17 protein-coding genes are annotated in these 17215 nt (G+C 72.7%); 11 read left to right on the forward strand and 6 right to left on the reverse strand.

What is annotated here, in order from left to right; all coding sequences use genetic code 11:
• Nucleotides 1-37: 37 nt before the first annotated feature.
• The 7 genes from ppsR (at nt 38) to AC3WLN_RS00575 (ending at nt 7481) form a co-directional block, all read left to right on the forward strand.
• The gene (gene ppsR / locus AC3WLN_RS00545; protein ID WP_492478900.1) at nt 38-1483 is read left to right on the forward strand and encodes a transcriptional regulator PpsR; all 1446 of its coding nucleotides are present in this window, start codon (nt 38-40) and stop codon (nt 1481-1483) included.
• Between the two features lie 130 nt (nt 1484-1613).
• Nucleotides 1614-2498, forward strand: a complete 885-nt coding sequence (gene chlG, locus AC3WLN_RS00550) for a chlorophyll synthase ChlG (RefSeq protein ID WP_492478901.1) — start codon at nt 1614-1616, stop codon at nt 2496-2498.
• The gene (locus AC3WLN_RS00555; RefSeq protein ID WP_492478903.1) at nt 2498-3841 is read left to right on the forward strand and encodes a BCD family MFS transporter; all 1344 of its coding nucleotides are present in this window, start codon (nt 2498-2500) and stop codon (nt 3839-3841) included. The genes chlG and AC3WLN_RS00555 overlap by 1 nt, the downstream gene beginning before the upstream one ends.
• Nucleotides 3842-3845: 4 nt before the next feature.
• A complete protein-coding gene (locus AC3WLN_RS00560) occupies nt 3846-5042 on the forward strand; it encodes a geranylgeranyl diphosphate reductase (RefSeq protein ID WP_492478905.1) in 1197 nt (398 codons plus the stop codon).
• Nucleotides 5039-5536 (forward strand): TspO/MBR family protein, encoded by a 498-nt coding sequence (locus tag AC3WLN_RS00565; RefSeq protein WP_492478906.1) that lies wholly within the window; start codon nt 5039-5041, stop codon nt 5534-5536. Before AC3WLN_RS00560 ends, AC3WLN_RS00565 begins: the two co-directional genes overlap by 4 nt.
• A 3-nt stretch (nt 5537-5539) precedes the next feature.
• The gene (locus tag AC3WLN_RS00570) at nt 5540-5860 is read left to right on the forward strand and encodes a hypothetical protein (protein WP_492478908.1); all 321 of its coding nucleotides are present in this window, start codon (nt 5540-5542) and stop codon (nt 5858-5860) included.
• Between the two features lie 55 nt (nt 5861-5915).
• Nucleotides 5916-7481 (forward strand): c-type cytochrome, encoded by a 1566-nt coding sequence (locus tag AC3WLN_RS00575; RefSeq protein ID WP_492478909.1) that lies wholly within the window; start codon nt 5916-5918, stop codon nt 7479-7481.
• Nucleotides 7482-7642: 161 nt separating this feature from the next.
• Here AC3WLN_RS00575 and AC3WLN_RS00580 read toward each other — a convergent pair whose 3' ends face one another.
• Nucleotides 7643-7819, reverse strand: a complete 177-nt coding sequence (locus tag AC3WLN_RS00580; protein ID WP_492478910.1) for a hypothetical protein — start codon at nt 7817-7819, stop codon at nt 7643-7645.
• A 234-nt stretch (nt 7820-8053) separates the two neighbouring features.
• On the opposite strand from AC3WLN_RS00580, the gene AC3WLN_RS00585 reads away from it, so the two are divergent.
• Entirely contained in the window at nt 8054-8284 is a 231-nt protein-coding gene (locus AC3WLN_RS00585; protein WP_492478911.1) for a hypothetical protein, read from the forward strand.
• Here AC3WLN_RS00585 and map read toward each other — a convergent pair.
• Entirely contained in the window at nt 8268-9017 is a 750-nt protein-coding gene (map, locus tag AC3WLN_RS00590) for a type I methionyl aminopeptidase (RefSeq protein WP_492478912.1), read from the reverse strand. The two genes, AC3WLN_RS00585 and map, sit on opposite strands and share 17 nt — an antisense overlap.
• A 160-nt stretch (nt 9018-9177) precedes the next feature.
• Between map and hrpB the strand changes: the two genes are divergently transcribed.
• The gene (gene hrpB, locus AC3WLN_RS00595) at nt 9178-11682 is read left to right on the forward strand and encodes an ATP-dependent helicase HrpB (RefSeq protein ID WP_492479020.1); all 2505 of its coding nucleotides are present in this window, start codon (nt 9178-9180) and stop codon (nt 11680-11682) included.
• Entirely contained in the window at nt 11679-12122 is a 444-nt protein-coding gene (locus AC3WLN_RS00600) for a DUF805 domain-containing protein (protein ID WP_492478913.1), read from the forward strand. Before hrpB ends, AC3WLN_RS00600 begins: the two co-directional genes overlap by 4 nt.
• Nucleotides 12123-12126: 4 nt before the next feature.
• On the opposite strand, the gene lpxB is transcribed toward AC3WLN_RS00600, so the two are convergent.
• Genes lpxB through fabZ form a run of 4 tightly spaced genes read right to left on the reverse strand, consistent with a single transcriptional unit; the run spans nt 12127 to nt 15471 of the window.
• Entirely contained in the window at nt 12127-13299 is a 1173-nt protein-coding gene (gene lpxB, locus AC3WLN_RS00605; protein ID WP_492478914.1) for a lipid-A-disaccharide synthase, read from the reverse strand.
• Entirely contained in the window at nt 13296-14210 is a 915-nt protein-coding gene (locus AC3WLN_RS00610) for an LpxI family protein (RefSeq protein WP_492478915.1), read from the reverse strand. Before AC3WLN_RS00610 ends, lpxB begins: the two co-directional genes overlap by 4 nt.
• Nucleotides 14207-15019 carry an acyl-ACP--UDP-N-acetylglucosamine O-acyltransferase gene (lpxA, locus tag AC3WLN_RS00615; protein WP_492478916.1) on the reverse strand — a complete coding sequence of 271 codons (813 nt, stop codon included), beginning with the start codon at nt 15017-15019 and terminating at the stop codon, nt 14207-14209. The genes AC3WLN_RS00610 and lpxA overlap by 4 nt, the downstream gene beginning before the upstream one ends.
• Nucleotides 15016-15471 carry a 3-hydroxyacyl-ACP dehydratase FabZ gene (gene fabZ, locus AC3WLN_RS00620; RefSeq protein WP_463780649.1) on the reverse strand — a complete coding sequence of 152 codons (456 nt, stop codon included), beginning with the start codon at nt 15469-15471 and terminating at the stop codon, nt 15016-15018. The genes lpxA and fabZ overlap by 4 nt, the downstream gene beginning before the upstream one ends.
• A 326-nt stretch (nt 15472-15797) precedes the next feature.
• On the opposite strand from fabZ, the gene AC3WLN_RS00625 reads away from it, so the two are divergent.
• The gene (locus tag AC3WLN_RS00625) at nt 15798-17213 is read left to right on the forward strand and encodes a Crp/Fnr family transcriptional regulator (protein WP_492478917.1); all 1416 of its coding nucleotides are present in this window, start codon (nt 15798-15800) and stop codon (nt 17211-17213) included.
• The last annotated feature ends 2 nt before the right edge of the window (nt 17214-17215 follow it).

Here is a 17215-nt window from a genome sequence, read left to right on the forward strand (position 1 = left end):
AACCGATCTGCCCGATCACAGCCCGACGTGGTGATCCGTGACCAGCCTGGTGCTTCCTGCCGCGAGCCATGCGCTCGCGGCGCTTCAAAAGTCACTCGGACCCCTCGACGCGCAGGCGGCGGGATTGCTGGTGGCTGCCGCGACGGACCTGTCCCTGGTCATCGACGGCGACGGCGTGATCCGTGAAGCGACCTTCGGCAGCGCCGATCTCGCGGACGAGGGCTGCGACACCTGGCTCGGCCGTCCCTGGGTCGACACCGTGACGGTGGAGAGCCGCCCGAAGATCGCCGCCCTCCTCAAGGATGCCGCGCCCAACGCGGTCACCCGCTGGCGCCAGGTGAACCACCTCTCGCCCACCGGCACCGACCTGCCCGTGCGCTACGCTGCGATGCGGCTGGCGAAGGACGGGCAGATCCTCGTGCTCGGTCGAAACCTGCGCGCCATGGCCTCGCTGCAGCGGACCCTGGCCGAGACGCAGCAGGCCCTGGAGCGCGACTACCTGCGCATGCGCGGGGCCGAGACCCGCTACCGCCTGCTGTTCCAGCTCGGGTCCGAGCCGGTCCTCGTGGTCGACGCCGCCACGCGCCGGGTGACCGAGGTCAATCCGGCCGCCTCGCGCCTGATCGGCCGTGCCGAGAAGCGGATCCTCGGGCAGGACGCCGTCGACCTGTTCGACGCCGGCGGCGCCCGCGATCTCGAATCGCTGTTCGCCGGGCTCCGGGTGACGGGGCAGGCCGCGGACCTCGAGGCCAGGCTCGGGCACGGACGCGGCACGGTCCGGGTCGCCGCCTCGCTGTTCCGCCAGGAGAACGCCACCAGCATCCTCGTGCGCCTCGCCGCGCCGGAGCCGGCGGAGACGGGTGCGGCCCGCACCGGTGCCGGCGCCCTCGACGTGCTGCGGAACCTGCCGGAGGGCTTCGTCGTCACCGATCCGTCCCGCAGGGTGCTGACGGCGAATCCGGCCTTCCTCGACCTGATCCAGCTCGCCACCGAGGAGCAGGTCCGCGGCCAGCCCCTCGACACCTGGATCGGGCGCGAGGAATCCGAGGCCGCGGCCCTGTTCTCCACGCTGGCCCAGCACGGCTCCGTGCGCCACTTCCCCACCCATATCCGCGGCGCCTACGGCAGCCTCGAGGATGTGGAGGTCGCCGCGGTCACGGTCACGGGCGGGAGCCAGCCCTGCATCGGCTTCACCTTGCGCGCCACGCCGCGGCGCGCCGCGGCGGTCTCCGGCGGCCGCGAGCTGCCGCGCTCCGTCGAGCAGATGACCGAACTCGTCGGGCGCGTCTCGATGAAGAACCTGGTGCGCGAATCGACCGACCTGATCGAGCGCCTGTGCATCGAGGCCGCCCTGCGCATCACCCGCGACAACCGGGCCTCGGCGGCCGAGATGCTCGGCTTGAGCCGTCAGGGCCTCTACGCCAAGATGCACCGCTACGGCATCGGCGACCTCGACGGACGAGACGCCGTCGACGAGGCCTGACGCCTCCGGCGGGTGTCACCGCGAGATCTCCGCCGCAAAAATTGTATTATATTTCTCGCCGCGGGCGGCTTCACGAAGATGTTGTAAATCAAAATTGACACCTGTGCGCGTAAAAATCTAGCGTCGCGCCATGGCAACGCCTGCACCCAGCGCCCTCGTCGAGCTCCTGAAGCCGATCACATGGTTCGCGCCGATGTGGGCCTTCACCTGCGGGGTGGTGTCCTCGGGCGCCTCGCCCTCCGGGCAGTGGCCGGTGATCGCCGCCGGGGTGATCCTGGCCGGCCCCCTGGTCTGCGCCACCTCCCAGGCCGTCAACGACTGGTACGATCGCCACGTCGACGCCATCAACGAACCGCACCGGCCGATCCCCTCGGGGCGGGTGCCCGGGCGCTGGGGTCTCTACGTCGCCGCCGGCTGGACACTCCTGTCGCTCCTCGTCGCCGCGGCCCTCGGCCCCTGGATCCTCGGCGCCGCCCTGTTCGGCCTCGTGCTGGCCTGGATCTACAGCGCGCCGCCCCTGCGCCTGAAGCGCAACGGCTGGTGGGGCAACTCGGCGGTCGCCCTCTGCTACGAGGGCCTGCCCTGGTTCACCGGGGCCGCCGTGATGGCGGCGGCCGTGCCGGACGGGCGGGTGCTGCTGGTGGCGCTGCTCTATTCCATCGGCGCCCACGGGATCATGACCCTGAACGACTTCAAGTCGGTGGAGGGCGACGGCCGCACCGGCATCCGCTCCCTTCCGGTCCAGCTCGGCACCCTGGGAGCCGCCCGCCTCGCCTGCCTCGTCATGGCCGCGCCGCAGGTCGCGGTGCTCCTGCTGCTCTTCGCCTGGAACCGCCCCTGGCACGCGACGGTGATCGCCGCCCTGTTGCTCGGCCAGTTCGTCCTGATGCGGCGGCTCCTCGCCGCGCCCCGCGAGCGGGCCGCCTGGTACAACGGCACCGGCACCACCCTCTACGTGCTCGGCATGCTGGTGGCGGCCTTCGCCCTGCGGCCCCTCGTCCAGGGAGGTCCGTGATGCCGAACCCGTCCTTCGGCTGGCTCGCCATCGTCCGGCTCGGCCTCGTCCAGACGGCCCTCGGCTCGGTGGTGGTCCTGATGACCTCGACCATCAACCGCGTGATGGTGGTGGAACTCGCCCTGCCGGCGATCGTGCCGGGCGGGCTGATCGCGCTGCACTACGCCGTCCAGGTGCTGCGCCCGCGCTGGGGCTACGGCTCCGACCGCACCGGCCGGCGCACGCCCTGGATCGTCGGCGGCATGGCGGCGCTGGCGCTCGGGGGCTTCGGCGCGGCCGTGGCCACCGCCCTCGCCGAGACGCACCAGGGCGCCGGCCTCGCCCTGGCGGTGCTGTCGTTCCTCACGGTCGGCATGGGCGCGGGGGCCGCCGGGACCTCCCTCCTCGTGCTCCTCGCCACCGGCGTCGAGGCGCGCCGCCGCGGCGCCGCCGCCACCGTGGTCTGGGTCATGATGATCGCGGGCTTCGCCATCACCGCGCCGCTGGCCGGGCACTTTCTCGATCCCTTCTCGGGCGCGCGGCTGGTCGCCGTGTCCGGCGCGGTCTCCCTCCTGGCCTTCACGCTGGCCGCCCTCGCCCTGCGCGGCGTCGAGCCGGCGGCGCGCCCGTCTGCCGGCACCGACGCGGCCGAGAAGCGGCCCTTCCGCGAGGTGCTGGCACGGGTCTGGGCCGAGCCGGAATCCCGGCGCTTCACGATCTTCATCTTCATGGCGATGCTGGCCTACAGCGCGCAGGAACTGATCCTCGAGCCCTTCGCCGGCCTCGTCTTCGCGATGACTCCCGGGGTCACCACCAAGCTCGCGGGCCTGCAGCACGGCGGCGTGCTCGCCGGCATGCTGACGGTGGCGGGTCTCACCATGGGCATCGGCGGCCCGGTGCTCGGCTCGCTGAAGGTCTGGACCACCCTGGGCTGCATCGGCTCGGCCTTGGCGCTCCTCGCCATCGCGGCGGGCGGCCTCGCGGGCGCCGACTTCCCCTTGCGGGTCCCGGTCTTCGCCCTCGGGCTGTTCAACGGCATCTTCGCGGTGGCGGCCATCGGCTCGATGATGGCGCTGGCCGGGGCCGGCGGCGAGGCCGAGCGCGGCACCCGGATGGGCGTCTGGGGCGCGGCCCAGGGCGTCGCCTTCGGGGCCGGCGGCTTCCTCGGCACCGTCGCGGTGGACTTCGCCCGCCTCGTCACGCCGCGGGTCGTCGACGCCTATGCCAGCGTGTTCGCCGCCGAGGCGCTGCTCTTCGTCTTCGCCGCCGCCCTCGCCCTGCGCATCGCCCATGCGCCGGCGACCGAGGTGCCGCGGGCCCTGCGTCACCGATCGTCGTTCGAGGCATCGCTTTCCACGAGGTGAGATCATGGCAGCCGTCCGGGACACCGACCTCGAAACCTACGACGTGGTGGTAGTGGGCGGCGGCCCGGCGGGCGCGACCGCGGCCACCGACCTCGCGCGGAGCGGACGGCGCGTGCTGCTCCTCGACAAGCCGGGGCGGATCAAGCCCTGCGGCGGCGCGATCCCGCCCCGCCTGATCCGCGACTTCGCGATTCCCGACCACCTCCTCGTCGCCCGCATCCGCTCGGCGCGGATGGTCTCGCCCAAGGACAAGCGGGTGGACATGCCGATCGGCGACGGCTTCGTCGGCATGGTCGACCGGGCGGACTTCGATCCCTGGCTGCGGGAGCGTGCCGCCGAGGCAGGCGCGGTGCTCCGGCCGGCCACCTTCCGCCATATCGAGCGCGACGCGGAGGGCACCTGCGTGCACTACCTCCAGGACGGCTTTCCCCGCGCCGCCCGGGCCCGGCTCGTCATCGGCGCCGACGGGGCGAGTTCCGCGGTCGGGCGCGCCGAGATTCCCGGCCACGCCGCCATGCGGCAGGTCTTCGCCTATCACGAGATCGTCCGGGTGCCGGAGGCCGGAACCCACGATGTCGAGGCCACCCGCTGCGACGTCTACTACCAGGGCAAGCTCTCGCCTGACTTCTACGCCTGGGTCTTCCCGCACGGCGACACGGTCAGCATCGGCACCGGCAGCGCCCGCAAGGGCTTCTCCCTGCGGGGCGCCATCCGAGCCCTGCGCGCCTCCACCGGCCTCGAAGGCGGCGAGACGGTCCGGCGTGAGGGCGCCCCCCTCCCCCTGAAGCCCCTGCGCCGCTGGGACAACGGCCGCGACGTCCTCCTCACCGGGGATGCCGCCGGCATCGTCGCACCGGCCTCGGGCGAGGGCATCTACTACGCCATGCTGGGCGGACGCCTGGCCGCCGAGGCCGCCCAGACCTTCCTCGCGACGGGCCAGGCGCGGTCACTGGCCGGAGCCCGGCGCAACTTCATGCGGCTGCACGGGCGGGTCTTCCTGATCCTGCGGATCATGCAGGCCGTCTGGTATCGCAACGACGGTCTGCGCGAGCGCTTCGTCTCGATCTGCCGGGATCGCGACGTGCAGCAGCTCACCTGGGATTCCTACATGAACAAGGAGCTGGTCCGGGCCAAGCCTGCCGCCCATGCCCGGATCTTCTTCAAGGACCTCGCGCACCTGTTCCGCTGGGTGTCACCTTGAGTCTGGACGGCCTGGGGGGCTGGGGGCCGGCCGGCGTCGCCGCCGCCGCCGCGATCCTCGTCGCCCTGGCGGGCGGGCTCCTGACCACGACCGGACCCTGGTACCAGGCTCTGCGGCGCCCCGCGTGGAAGCCGCCGGACTGGGCCTTCGGTCCGGTCTGGACGACCATCTTCACCCTGACGGCGGTCTCGGCCGTGCTCGCCTGGAACGCCGACGCGAGCGCTTCCTCACGCACCGCCCTAGTGGCCGCCTACGCCGTGAACGCCGTGCTCAACATCGCCTGGAGCGGCCTGTTCTTCCGCCTGCGCCGTCCGGACTGGGCCTTCGTCGAGGTGCTGTTCCTCTGGTTCTCGATCGGGGTGCTCATCATTGTCACAGGGCGCGTGCACGGGATGGCTGCCCTTCTGCTGCTGCCCTACCTCCTTTGGGTCGGAATCGCCGCCTGCCTCAACCGGGCGATCGTCCGCCTGAACGGCCCGTTCCGGAGCGCGTGAGCGATGGAGTCCCTCCTTGCCAGCGGTCACCTGATCGACGCGATCCTGCTCCTCGTCGCCCTCGAGGCGCTGGGCGTGATCCTGTGGAGCCGCCGGGCGCGGGGCGTCTGGCCGCTCGCCCTCCTGTGCAACCTCACCTCCGGCGCGGCCCTGATGCTGGCGCTGCGCGGTGCCCTGACCGATGCCGGCTGGGCCGTGATCGCCGGATGCCTCGCCCTGGCCGGGCTCGCCCATCTCATCGAGATGGCCTTGCGCCTCGGCCTGGGCCCCGCCGACCCCGTCCGTCCGCCTCCCGGACTCCCGAGAGACGCGCACCCGCGCTAGGCGCGCGGAATCCCGCGCCCGACCGCCCCCGACACCACAGACCCGGAGAGACGTCATGGACTACCGCCGCACCGCTCTCCGCCTGGGGACCGGCCTCGCCCTCGGATTCGGCGCGCACGGCGCCTCGGCCCAGGACGCCAACCTGATCAAGCGGGGCGAGTACCTCGCCACCGCGGGCGACTGCGTCGCCTGCCACACCGCGCCGGACGGCAAGCCCTTCGCCGGCAACTACGTGCTCAACACGCCGATCGGAAAGATCCGTACGCCGAACCTGACGCCCGATCCCGAGACCGGGCTCGGCACCTGGAGCGCGGACGACTTCTACCGGGCCTTCCACGAGGGCATCACCAAGGACGGCTCCTACCTCTACCCGGCCTTTCCCTTCGCTTGGTACACCAAGGTCACCCGCGCCGATTCCGACGCGATCTTCGCCTATCTGAAGTCGCTGCCGGCGGTGCACGAGCCGCGCAAGCCCTCCCAGATCCCGTTCCCCTTCAACATCCGCACCGCCCTCATCACCTGGCGCACGGCCTTCTTCACGGCCGGGGAGTTCCAACCGGACCCGCAGGCGAGCGCCGAGGTCAACCGCGGCGGTTACCTCGTCGAGGGGCTCGGCCATTGCGGCATGTGTCACAACGCCAACAAGATCGTCGGCAACAGCGGTCTGGCCGGCAAGCTCGGCGGCGGCGTCATCGACGGCTGGTACGCGCCCAACATCACCCCCGACGACCATACCGGGATCGGCGGCTGGAGCGACGAACAGGTCGTGACCTACCTGAAGACCGGCGCTGCCCCCGGGAACCAGCCCGGCGTCGCGGCCGGGCCGATGCGCCAGACCATTCAGGAATCGCTGTCGAAGATGACCGACGCGGACCTGAAGGCGATGGTGGCCTACCTGCGCACGCAGAAGGCGAAGGAAAGCTACAAGGTCAAGGACATCCAGGCCTTCAACCAGGCCGACGCCCCCGGCGCCGCGACCTATCTCAGCTACTGCTCCTCCTGCCACAAGCCGGACGGCAAGGGCGTCGAGGGCGCGATCCCGGCGCTCGCCGGCAACACCTCGGTCCAGGCGCAGGGACCCGAGACGGTGATCCGGGTCATCCTCGGCGGTCTCTCGGCCCAGAACGGCTACGCGCCGATGCCGGCCATCGGTGCCGGCATGACCGACCAGGAGGTGGCCGACGTCACCGACTACGTCCGCAACGCCTGGGGCAACGCCGCGCCGGTGATCCGCGAGCGCGGCGTCGTCGCCACGGCGCGCAAGGCCACCGAAACGATGCTGGCCGGCACCGCGCCCTGTGCGGAGATCGCCCAGCCGGACATCGCCAAGGCGGTGGACGAGTCGGGCGCCGCGCGAAGCCTCACCGGACTCGACCCGGAGAACTTCATCCCGACGATCAATGCCCTGCTGCCGAAGATCAGGGCGGCCGTCCCGGACGCCAAGGGCGACGACATCGTCAACGGGCTGACGACGGCCTTCTGCAAGGCCGGCCGGAACGATACGCGCTACGACCAGGCCGGCTGGCACGCGGTGATCGGCAGCTTCGCCAGCGTGACCTATGCCCAGCTGCGGAACCCGGAGCTGAAGGCCGCCAATACCGGGACGCCGCCGACCCCCTGACGGAGACGAGCCGCGGCGTCCGGCACGCCGCGGCCCCTGCACCGGTGACGTAGTCCTGGTTTTGATGTCTCTGGGTTCGATTCGTCGCGCGTCCTGCGCGCACGCCGATGCCGAGACGCGCCCCCCAGGCGCCCGCTCGCCAAGCGCGACGCGAGGGACGTTCAGTGGTCCGTGCCGGGCCGGTTCGGCCGCGGCGGGCCGCCATGCGTCTCGACGAAGGCCGAGCGTTCCGGCGACTTCTTGCGCGCCGCGACGCGGGCGCGCATCACCAGCAGGGCGCCGATGACCAGAGCGAACGTCGCCAGCGCCAGTCCGAAGATCAGGTATTGATCCTGCATTTCGCCCTCTGTGTTACTGCAGACGGTCAATCGAAAACAGGTTTTGACAGTTCCAACTTGGCCATAATGTTTATTGAATTCTGTGGTCGCCTTTCGAGGTTCGGCGATCACCCTTCATTTGCGGCCCTCGGGGGCGTCGCAGGGTCGCGGCGTTGAGTCCGAACTGGAGGGACGTTCGCGCCGCAGCGCCTTCTCGCAACGGCGCCCTTCGCCGTCGGGGTCGAGCACGACATCGTGCTGGAGGCGACCGACGGGCACGGCGACGCGGGGCGCGTCCGGTTCCTGCTCGACGGACGGGCGGTCTGCGACCTCACCGGGCCGACCGGCTACGAAGACGTCGATCTCCTTGCCGACGCGCGCCCCGGACGCCGCCAGGCGACCGGATCGTCCCTCACGATGGGCGTCTACGCCGGCAAGGGTGCGGGCACCAGACCGCCGCCGGCCGACCTCAGCCCGCCACCGTGACTACGAGCGGCCCGTTGCGGGTGGCGACCACCGTGTGCTCGTACTGCACCGTGAGCGCGTTCGGCCGGCTGTAGAGGGTCCAGGGATCGTCGCCGTCCTCGGCGAATTCGGCGCCGAGGGAGAGGAACGGCTCCACGGTGAAGACCAGGCCCTCCGTCGCGATCCGCCGCTCGGAGGCGTCGGGCCAGGTGGCGATCTCGGTCGGTTCCTCGTGGAGGGAATGGCCCACGCCGTGGCTCGCGAGGTTGCGTACCAGGGTGTAGCCGTTGCGGCGGGCGAAGGCCCCGACCGCCTGACCGATGGCCGCGATCGGCTTGCCGGTCCCGACCTGGCGCAGGCCGGTCCACATCGCCCGCCGTCCGTCCTTGCACAGCCGCTCCACCGCCCGGGTCACGGGCGGCACCGCGAAGGAGGCGCCGGTATCGGCGAAGTAGCCGTCCTTCTCCGCGGAGACGTCGATGTTGACGAGGTCGCCCGGGTTGATCCGGCGGGGACCCGGAATGCCGTGCGCGACCTCCTCGTTGACGCTGATGCAGGTGGCGCCGGGAAAGCCGTAGGCCAGTTCCGGGGCCGGCCGGGCGCCGGCGCCTTCCAGCAGCCGCCGGCCCAGCGCATCGAGCTCCAGCGTCGTCATGCCGGGTTCGATCGACCGGCCCATCGCCTCGAGCGTGCCGGCGACGATGCGCCCGATCCGCTTCAGCGCCGCCAGGTCGTCATCGCTCGATACCGTCATGTCGCTGGTCCCCGGGGCAGCCCGGATGGCCCGGACGCTCGCGCGCTTTCTCGCGCTGAGGAAAACCCATAGCCGACCTGCCGCGTCCGGACGAAGCCGCATTCGGTCAAGGCATCCCCGCGGCTTGCGGATCGCGCCGGATCGCGTCACCAGCACCGTGATGGCCCATCCCGCCCCCACCGCCGCCATATCCGACCTGCCGATCGAGGCCGCCCTCCCGGCCCTGGGCGCGGCGCTCGCGGCCGGCCCCTCCGCCGTGCTCGTGGCGCCGCCGGGCGCCGGCAAGACCACCCGGGTGCCCCTCGCCCTCCTCGACGCGCCCTGGCTGCGACCCTCCGACAAGATCATCCTGCTGGAGCCGCGCCGCCTCGCCGCCCGCGGGGCGGCCGAGCGGATGGCCGCCACCCTCGGCGAGCGGGTCGGCGACACCATCGGCCTGCGGGTGCGCCTCGGCTCGAAGATCTCCGGCCGCACCCGGATCGAGGTCGTCACCGAGGGCGTGTTCACCCGGATGATCCTCGACGACCCGGAACTCACGGGCATCGGCGCCGTGCTGTTCGACGAGTTCCACGAGCGCTCCCTCGACGCGGATCTCGGCCTCGCGTTGGCCCTCGACACACAGGGCGCCCTGCGCGAGGACCTGCGCCTCCTCGTGATGTCGGCGACCCTCGACGGCGCCCGCGTGGCCGGTCTCCTCGGCGCCGCCCCGGTGATCGAATCGGAGGGGCGCGCCTACCCGGTGGAGACGCGCCACTGGGACCGCGACCCGAGCCGCCGGATCGAGGACGTGATGGCGGAGGCCATCCTGCGGGCCCTGCGCGCCGATCCCGGCTCGGTCCTGGCCTTCCTGCCGGGCCAGGGGGAGATCCGCCGGGTCGCGGCTCTGCTGGCCGACCGGGTGGACGAGGCCACCGAGATCGCCCCCCTGTACGGCGCCCTCACGCCGGCCGAGCAGGACCGGGCCGTCGCCCCCGCGCCGGCCGGCCGGCGCAAGGTGGTGCTCGCCACCAGCATCGCCGAGACCTCGCTGACCATCCAGGGCGTGCGCATCGTCGTGGATTCCGGGCTGTCGCGCGTGCCCGTCTACGAGCCCGGCCTCGGGCTGACCCGCCTCGTCACGGCGCGGGCCTCCCGCGCCTCCGTCGACCAGCGCCGCGGCCGCGCCGGCCGCACCGAGCCGGGCATCTGCCACCGGCTCTGGGCGGAGGCGGCCACGAACGCCCTGGAGCCCTTCACCCGCCCGGAGATCCTCGCCGCCGATCTGTCCGGCCTGGTGCTCGACTGCGCCGCCTGGGGCGTCTCCGATCCGGCGACGCTCGCCTTCCTCGACCCGCCGCCCGCGCCGGCCCTGGCCGAGGCGCGGGCGATGCTGCGCGACCTCGGCGCGATCGAGGCCGAAGGCCGCCTCACCGAGACCGGCCGCGCCCTGCGCGCGCTGCCCCTGCCGCCGCGCCTCGCCCGCATGGTCGTCGGCGCGGCCGGATACGGCACGGCCCGCGCGGCGGCCGATCTCGCGGCGGTGCTGGTCGAGCGGGGCCTCGGCGGGGACGACACCGACGTGACCCACCGGGCCGAGCGCTTCGCCCGCGACCGGGCCCAGCGGGCCACGGACATGCGCCGCCTCGCCCAGGGGTGGGCCCGGCAGGCGGAGGGCTTCGCCGGGCCGCGCGCGAGCGCGCCGGCCGGGCTCGACATGACCGAGGCCGGCCCGCTCCTCGCCCTGGCCTATCCCGACCGCGTCGCGCGGGCCCGCGGCCGGGACGGCGAGTTCGTGATGGCCAATGGCCGGGCCGGGCGGGTCGACGCGGCCTCGGCCCTGGCCCGCGAGCCCTTCCTCGTGGTCGCGGAGATCACGGGCACCGCCGCGCAGGGGCGCATCCTCGCCGCGGCTCCGATCACCCTGGAGGCGATCGAGGCTCTGTTCGGGGCGAGGATCGAGGCGGCGACGCAGGTCGTTTTCGATCGGAGCGCGCGGGCCCTGCGCGCCCGGTCCCTGCGGCGCCTCGGGGCCCTGACCCTGGGCGAGCGCACCCTGCCGGTCCCGCCGGACCTCGCCTCGGCCGAGATCCTGGCGGGCGGCGTCGCCGAGATCGGTCTCCCCGCGCTGCCCTGGACGCCGGTTCTGACGCAGTGGCGCGCCCGCCTGCGCTTCCTGCGCGAGGCCGAGCCCGAGACCTGGCCGGACCTCTCCGACGCCCATCTCCTGGCGACGATCGAGGCGTGGCTGGCGCCCGAGATCGTCGGGCGCACCAGCCTCGACGGAATTTCCGCCGACGACCTGGCGCGCGCCCTCCAGGCCCTGATACCCTGGAATCTGCGCGCCCGCCTCGACGCGGAGGCGCCGACCCATGTCGAGGTGCCCACCGGCTCGCGCATTGCCCTCGACTACGACGCCGAGGGCGGCCCGGTGCTGGCCGTCCGGGTGCAGGAGCTGTTCGGGCTGGAACGTCATCCGAGCATCGCCGGCGGGCGCATCCCGCTCGTCCTGCACCTGCTCTCGCCGGCCTCGCGGCCGATCCAGATCACCCGCGACCTGCCGGGCTTCTGGCGCGGATCGTGGAGCGCCGTGCGCGCGGAGATGCGCGGACGCTATCCCCGGCATCCCTGGCCGGAGGACCCGGTCGCCGAACCGCCGACCCGGCGCGTGAAGCCGAGGGGCACGTGACGCGACGCCTCCGGACCGCCCTTAGCCTCTACGATCTGCGCGGACGCCTCGCGGCGCCCGCCTACCGGCATCTGCTGATCCGCACGCTGCTGCTCGGCTTCGGGCTGCTTTGCCTCGGGATCTGGCTGGCGAGCCTCGGCCTGCGCTGGCCCGGTTTCCTGGCGGTCGCCGGCATCCTGCCGGTGATGGGTGCGTTCGCAATCCAGACGGTCCGGCGCCTGCACGACCGGAACCGCAGCGGCGGATGGCTCGGGCTCTACGTCCTGACGGAAACCGTCGGCGTCCTGCCCCTGGAGCGGATCGTGGATGCCCATCCCCTCTCGGTCATCGCCCTGGTGCTGGCGATGCTCGGCTTCTTCGTCTGGTTCTTCGTCGAGACGGTGTTCCGGGCGGGAAACCCGGAGCCCAACCGCTACGGCCCGGTTCCGTCCCGCGCCTGACGCGTCAGGCGGCGCGACGGGCGGCCAGGACGATGCGGGCGGCGCTCCGGCTCGGGGGCTCGTCGTCGGGCAGGCGCATCAGGCTGTCGATACGGGCGAGCGCCTCGACCTGCGCCGCCCGCGCCGGCTCGCCCGCGAGCAGCGGTGCGACGGCATCGGCCAGGCGCGGCGCGGTGCACTCCCCCTGGATGAACTCCGGCATGGCGTTCTGGCCGAGGATCAGGTTCGGCAGCACGATCGTGGGCACCTGGATCAGGCGGCGCGCCACCGCTTCCTCGATCCGCGAGACCTTGTAGGCGACCACCATCGGCACGCCGGCCAGCGCCAGTTCCAGCGTGACGGTGCCGGAGGCCGCGAGCGCCGCCCGCGCCCGGCGGAAGGTGGCGTGCTTGGCCGCCTCGCCGTGGACGAGGGTGACCGGCACGTCCCAGGCCAGTGCCAGACGCTCGATCAGCGCCCTGTGCCGGGTCACCGCCGGCAGCACCGCCTCGATCGGCCCGAAGCGGGCCGTGAGCCGCGCCAGGGTCGCGCCGAAGACCGGCATCAGGCGCTCGATCTCGGAGCGGCGGGACCCCGGCAGGATCGCCAGCACCGGACGCCCCGCCAGGCGGGCCTCGGCCTCGGAGGAGCCGGGGCGCAGGTCCGCCAGCCGCTCGATCAGCGGGTGGCCGACATAGGTGCAGGCCGGCCCGTTCAGGCGCCGGTGCGCCTCGGGCTCGAATGGCAGCAAGGCGAGGACGTGGTCGATGAAGGGGCGCATCTTCGCCGCCCGCCACGGGCGCCAGGCCCAGACGCTGGGCGAGACGTAGTCGACGATGGGCAGGTCCGGCATCCGCTTGCGCACCCGGGAGGCGACCGCGTGGGTGAAGCCGGGACTGTCGATGATGACGAGGACGTCCGGCCGGGCCTCGACGACGTCGCGCACGGTCTGGCGGATGCGGCGCAGCAGGGTGCGCAGGCGGGCGGCCACCGGCAGGTAGCCCATCACCGCCACGTCATCGATGGGGAACAGCGAGGCGAAGCCCTCCGCCGCCATGGCCTCGCCGCCGACGCCGCCGAAGCGGATCGGCCGGTCGGAGAGGTCGCGCAAGCCGCGCATCAGCTTGGCCCCGAGCTGATCCCCCGAATCCTCGCCCGCCACCAGCCAGATCACCCGCCCGCCCTGCGGTTCGCTCATGAATCCGATCCCGTTCTGGCCGCCGGACCGCCCGCCTCGGGCCCCAGGCCGAGGAGGAACAGGCCGGCCCGGTCCGCGGCCGCGATGGTGGCCGGACGGTCGATGATCAGGGTGAAGCCCGCCTGGATCGCGAGGCCGGCGCACCCCGCCGCCGCCGCGTTGGCGACCGTCCGCGGGCCGATCGCCGGCAGGTCGACGCGCAGGTCCTGGCCGATCTTGGCGCATTTTACCAGCACGGTTCCGGCCTGCGCGCTGCCGTAGCCGAAGGGCCGGCGGCCGAGCATCCGCGCCCGCGCCAGCATCCGGTCGGTTCCCTCCGGCCCCTCGACCGCCAGGGCGCGCTGCCCGACCATGACCGCGGCCTGGCCGACATCGTAGCGGGACAGGGCCCCCAGCAGGGCGCGGCCGCCCGCGATGGAGTCGCGCGCGGCGGCGTCGGGCGCGTGCCGGCCGAGCACGCCCTCGGGACTGAGGAGATCCGGCGCCACCTCGTGGACGCCGACCACGCCGTGCCCCTGCTCCTCCAGGAGCGCGAGCGCCCCGCGCAGGAGCCGGTCGTCGCCCCCGCCCGAGATCGCCTTGAGGGCATCGCGGTTGCGCAGGGCCGCGGCGGCGTTGAGGATCGCGGCCGGGTTCGGCCGAGAGACGCCGCCGGCCGGCACCACGCTGACCGGCCCCCAGGCCTTGAGGATCGCCAGGATGCCGGCGATGTCGAGGAGGTCGACGGTGGCCTCGGCGCGGGCCCGCATCGCCCGCTCGGCGAAGCCGCGGATCGCGAGTATGCGGAACGGGCGCCCCGCCCGGTCGAGCGAGGCGGCCACGAGCTCGGGCAGGCGGCCGGCGCCCGCCACCAGGACCAGCGCCGCCGGTGCGGAGGCGATGCGCGCGGCCGGCGCCGGGTTCGCGCTCAAGCCGCGCTCGGCGTCTCGCGCGGGGTGCAGAGCGAACGCTTGCCGCCGGCGCGGATGAAGGCGACGATCTCGGCCACGGCCCGATGGGACTCGAACTCGGCGGCGACGTCCTCCAGGCGCTCCATCAGCGTGCCCTCGTTGGCGAAGAGCAGGCGATAGGCCCGGCGCAGGGTGTGGATGTCCTCGCGGGCGAAGCCCCGCCGCTGAAGCCCGATGATGTTCAGGCCCGACAGGTAGGCCCGGTTGCCCAGCGCCATCCCGTAGGGGATGCAGTCGTTCTCCAGGCCGGACAAGCCGCCGACGAAGGCGTGGGCGCCGACCCGCGCGAACTGGATCACGGCCGCTCCGCCGCCGAGGATCGCGTAGTCGCCGACGCTGCAATGACCCGCCAGCATGACGTTGTTGGAGAACACCACCCCGTCGCCGACCCGGCAATCGTGGCCGACATGGCTGTTCGCCAGGAAGGTACAGTTGTCGCCCACCGTGGTCTCGAGCCCGCCCCCGGCCGTGCCCGGATTCATGGTCACGCCCTCGCGGATCAGGCAATCGGCCCCGATCGTCAGGGTCGAGGCCTCGCCCCTGAACTTCAGGTCCTGCGGCGGGTGACCGATGGAGGCGAAGGGGTAGAGCCGGGTCCGGGGACCGATCGTGGTCCGGCCCGCCACCACCACGTGGCTGACGAGCTCGCAGCCCGCCCCGAGGGTCACGGCCGGGCCGACATGGCAGAACGGACCGACCCGGACGCCCTCGCCCAGGGTCGCACCGTCCTCGATCACCGCGCTGGGGTGAATCTGCGCGTCGGTGCTCACTCGGTCACCAGCATCGCGCCGATCTCGGCCTCGGCAACCAGGGCGCCGTCGACCCGCGCCTCACCGCGGAACCACCACATGGTGCGGCGGTGATTCATCTTGGTCATGTGGTAGCGGACCGTATCGCCCGGCACGACGGGCTTGCGGAACTTGCACTTGTCGATGGTCATGAAGAACACCTGCTTGGTGCGCAGGTCGTCGCTCATGATGTGGCGGCAGCAGATGGCGCCGGCGGTCTGGGCCATGCCCTCGATCAACAGCACGCCGGGAAAGACCGGCAGGCCGGGGAAGTGCCCGGTGAATTGCGGCTCGTTGATCGTGACGTTCTTGATCCCGACACAGCTCTGGTCGCGGTCGATCTCGACGATCCGGTCGATCATCAGGAAGGGATAGCGGTGCGGCAGCAGTTCCAGAACCTTCTGGATATCAGCCGAGCCGAGTTCACGCGGCATGTCGTTCATCGATTGCATTACCCTACTGCGCGTCGGCGCCCCCGCCGCCCCGCCTCATTCCCGTTCGCCGCCAGACCTGGAGGATGCGCCTTCATTCGGCAGAAGCCCGGCGGATGCAAGCCCTCGGGCGCGAAAGCTCCGGCCCGGCCCCGTCCCGGGCCTCACTTCGGAGCGACCGATCGCCACGTTGTCGTCGTCGATCTGAGGCTATCGCCGCAGTAGAGTTTCGTCGATCTTGACGTCTGTGCCGAGTGCCTGAGAAACCAAATCGATCGACGCAGCAACGGCCCGCATCCGATGCGCTTCCTCTACGAGAACAAGACCTGATGGTTTCGCCCGACAAGGATCGGCTCGCGCGCGGCGAGACCGTGACATCAGGACTGAGCGGATTTCCGACGGGCAACAACGTTCAGGCTCTCCGCCCCGGAGATGCCGTGATCTCGGACGGCCTCGCCGACCGGCCGGCCAGGCCGTTGGACGTCGCGGCCCTGTCGGCGGCCATCGGCGAGATCGCGCCGCGCCTGGTGTCCGATCCGAACGCGGCCGGCCGAACGATCCTCAAGGTCGCGATCCGGCTCTGCGGATGCGGCTCGGCCGGCTTCAGCCTCGTCGAGCCCGGCTCGGACGCCCTGGTCTGGAGCCGGGTGGCCGGTCTGGTCGCCGGTCCCTCGACCGGTCCCTTGGCCGACCGGGCCGGCCTTCGCCTCCCGGAGGATCGCGATGCGACCCGCCGATGCCGCGACGCGAACGCCACGCTTCTCGTGAGCCGTCCCTTCGCCGGCCTCTTCGAGGACGCCGACGCTCCCCCGCTGGAGGGTCTGTTCACGCCCCTGCGCGATGGGGCCGGGCACGGCCTCGGCGTGCTGTGGGCCCTGCACCATGACATCACCGCCCGGTTCGATCGCGAGGATGCCCGTATCCTGGAGCAGTTGGCCGGGCTGCTCGTCCTGGCGCTCGAGGCCCCCGGTGCTGCCCCGGGCCGATCCGCGCGCGGCCTGCGCCGGTCCCCGGAGGCGCAGGCCGCGAATCCGGTCGTTCGCAAGCTGCACGGCATCGTTCCGCTCACGGCCGCCGAGCGCGACCACCTGCACCGCCTCACCGAGGACGCGGTCACCGTGCCGGCCCGGACCGACCTCCTCCGCGCGGACGACCGTCCCGGCGGGATCGTCCTGATGATGGAGGGCCTGGCGTGCCGCACGCGCCGGCTCGGCCCAGACCGGCGCCAGAGTACCGCCTACCTGCTCCCGGGCGATTCCTGCGATCTCGACCTCGCGCCCCTGGGAACGGATGAAACCATCATGAGCCTCACGGAGGGCCGGATCGTACGGCTCGACCGCCCGACCGTGCTGGACCTCACCCGGAACCATCCCGGCATCGCGGCCGCCCTGCGCATGACCGCCCGGGTGGACGAGGCGACCCTGCGGGAGTGGCTGATCGGGCTCGGGTCGCGGGGCCCGCTGGAGCGGATCGCGCACCTGTTGTGCGAGTTGCAGGAACGGTCCGCGGCGGTCGGCCTCGTCGGCGAGGCGGGGCGTCCGCTGCCCCTGAGGCACACCGACCTCGCGGAGGCGACGGGTCTTCCCGTCGTTCACGTGACCCGGGTGATCCATGACCTCGACGGCCGCGGCCTCCTCGACCTGGCCGACGGGAGGCTGATCGTCCGCGACCGCGACCGGCTGAAGGCCCTGGCGGGGTTCACGGGCGCGTACCTCCACCCGCAGGATCGACGCCAGCGCGGCTGAGG

The sequence above is a fragment of the Methylobacterium sp. FW306-05-D genome (assembly GCF_058782155.1).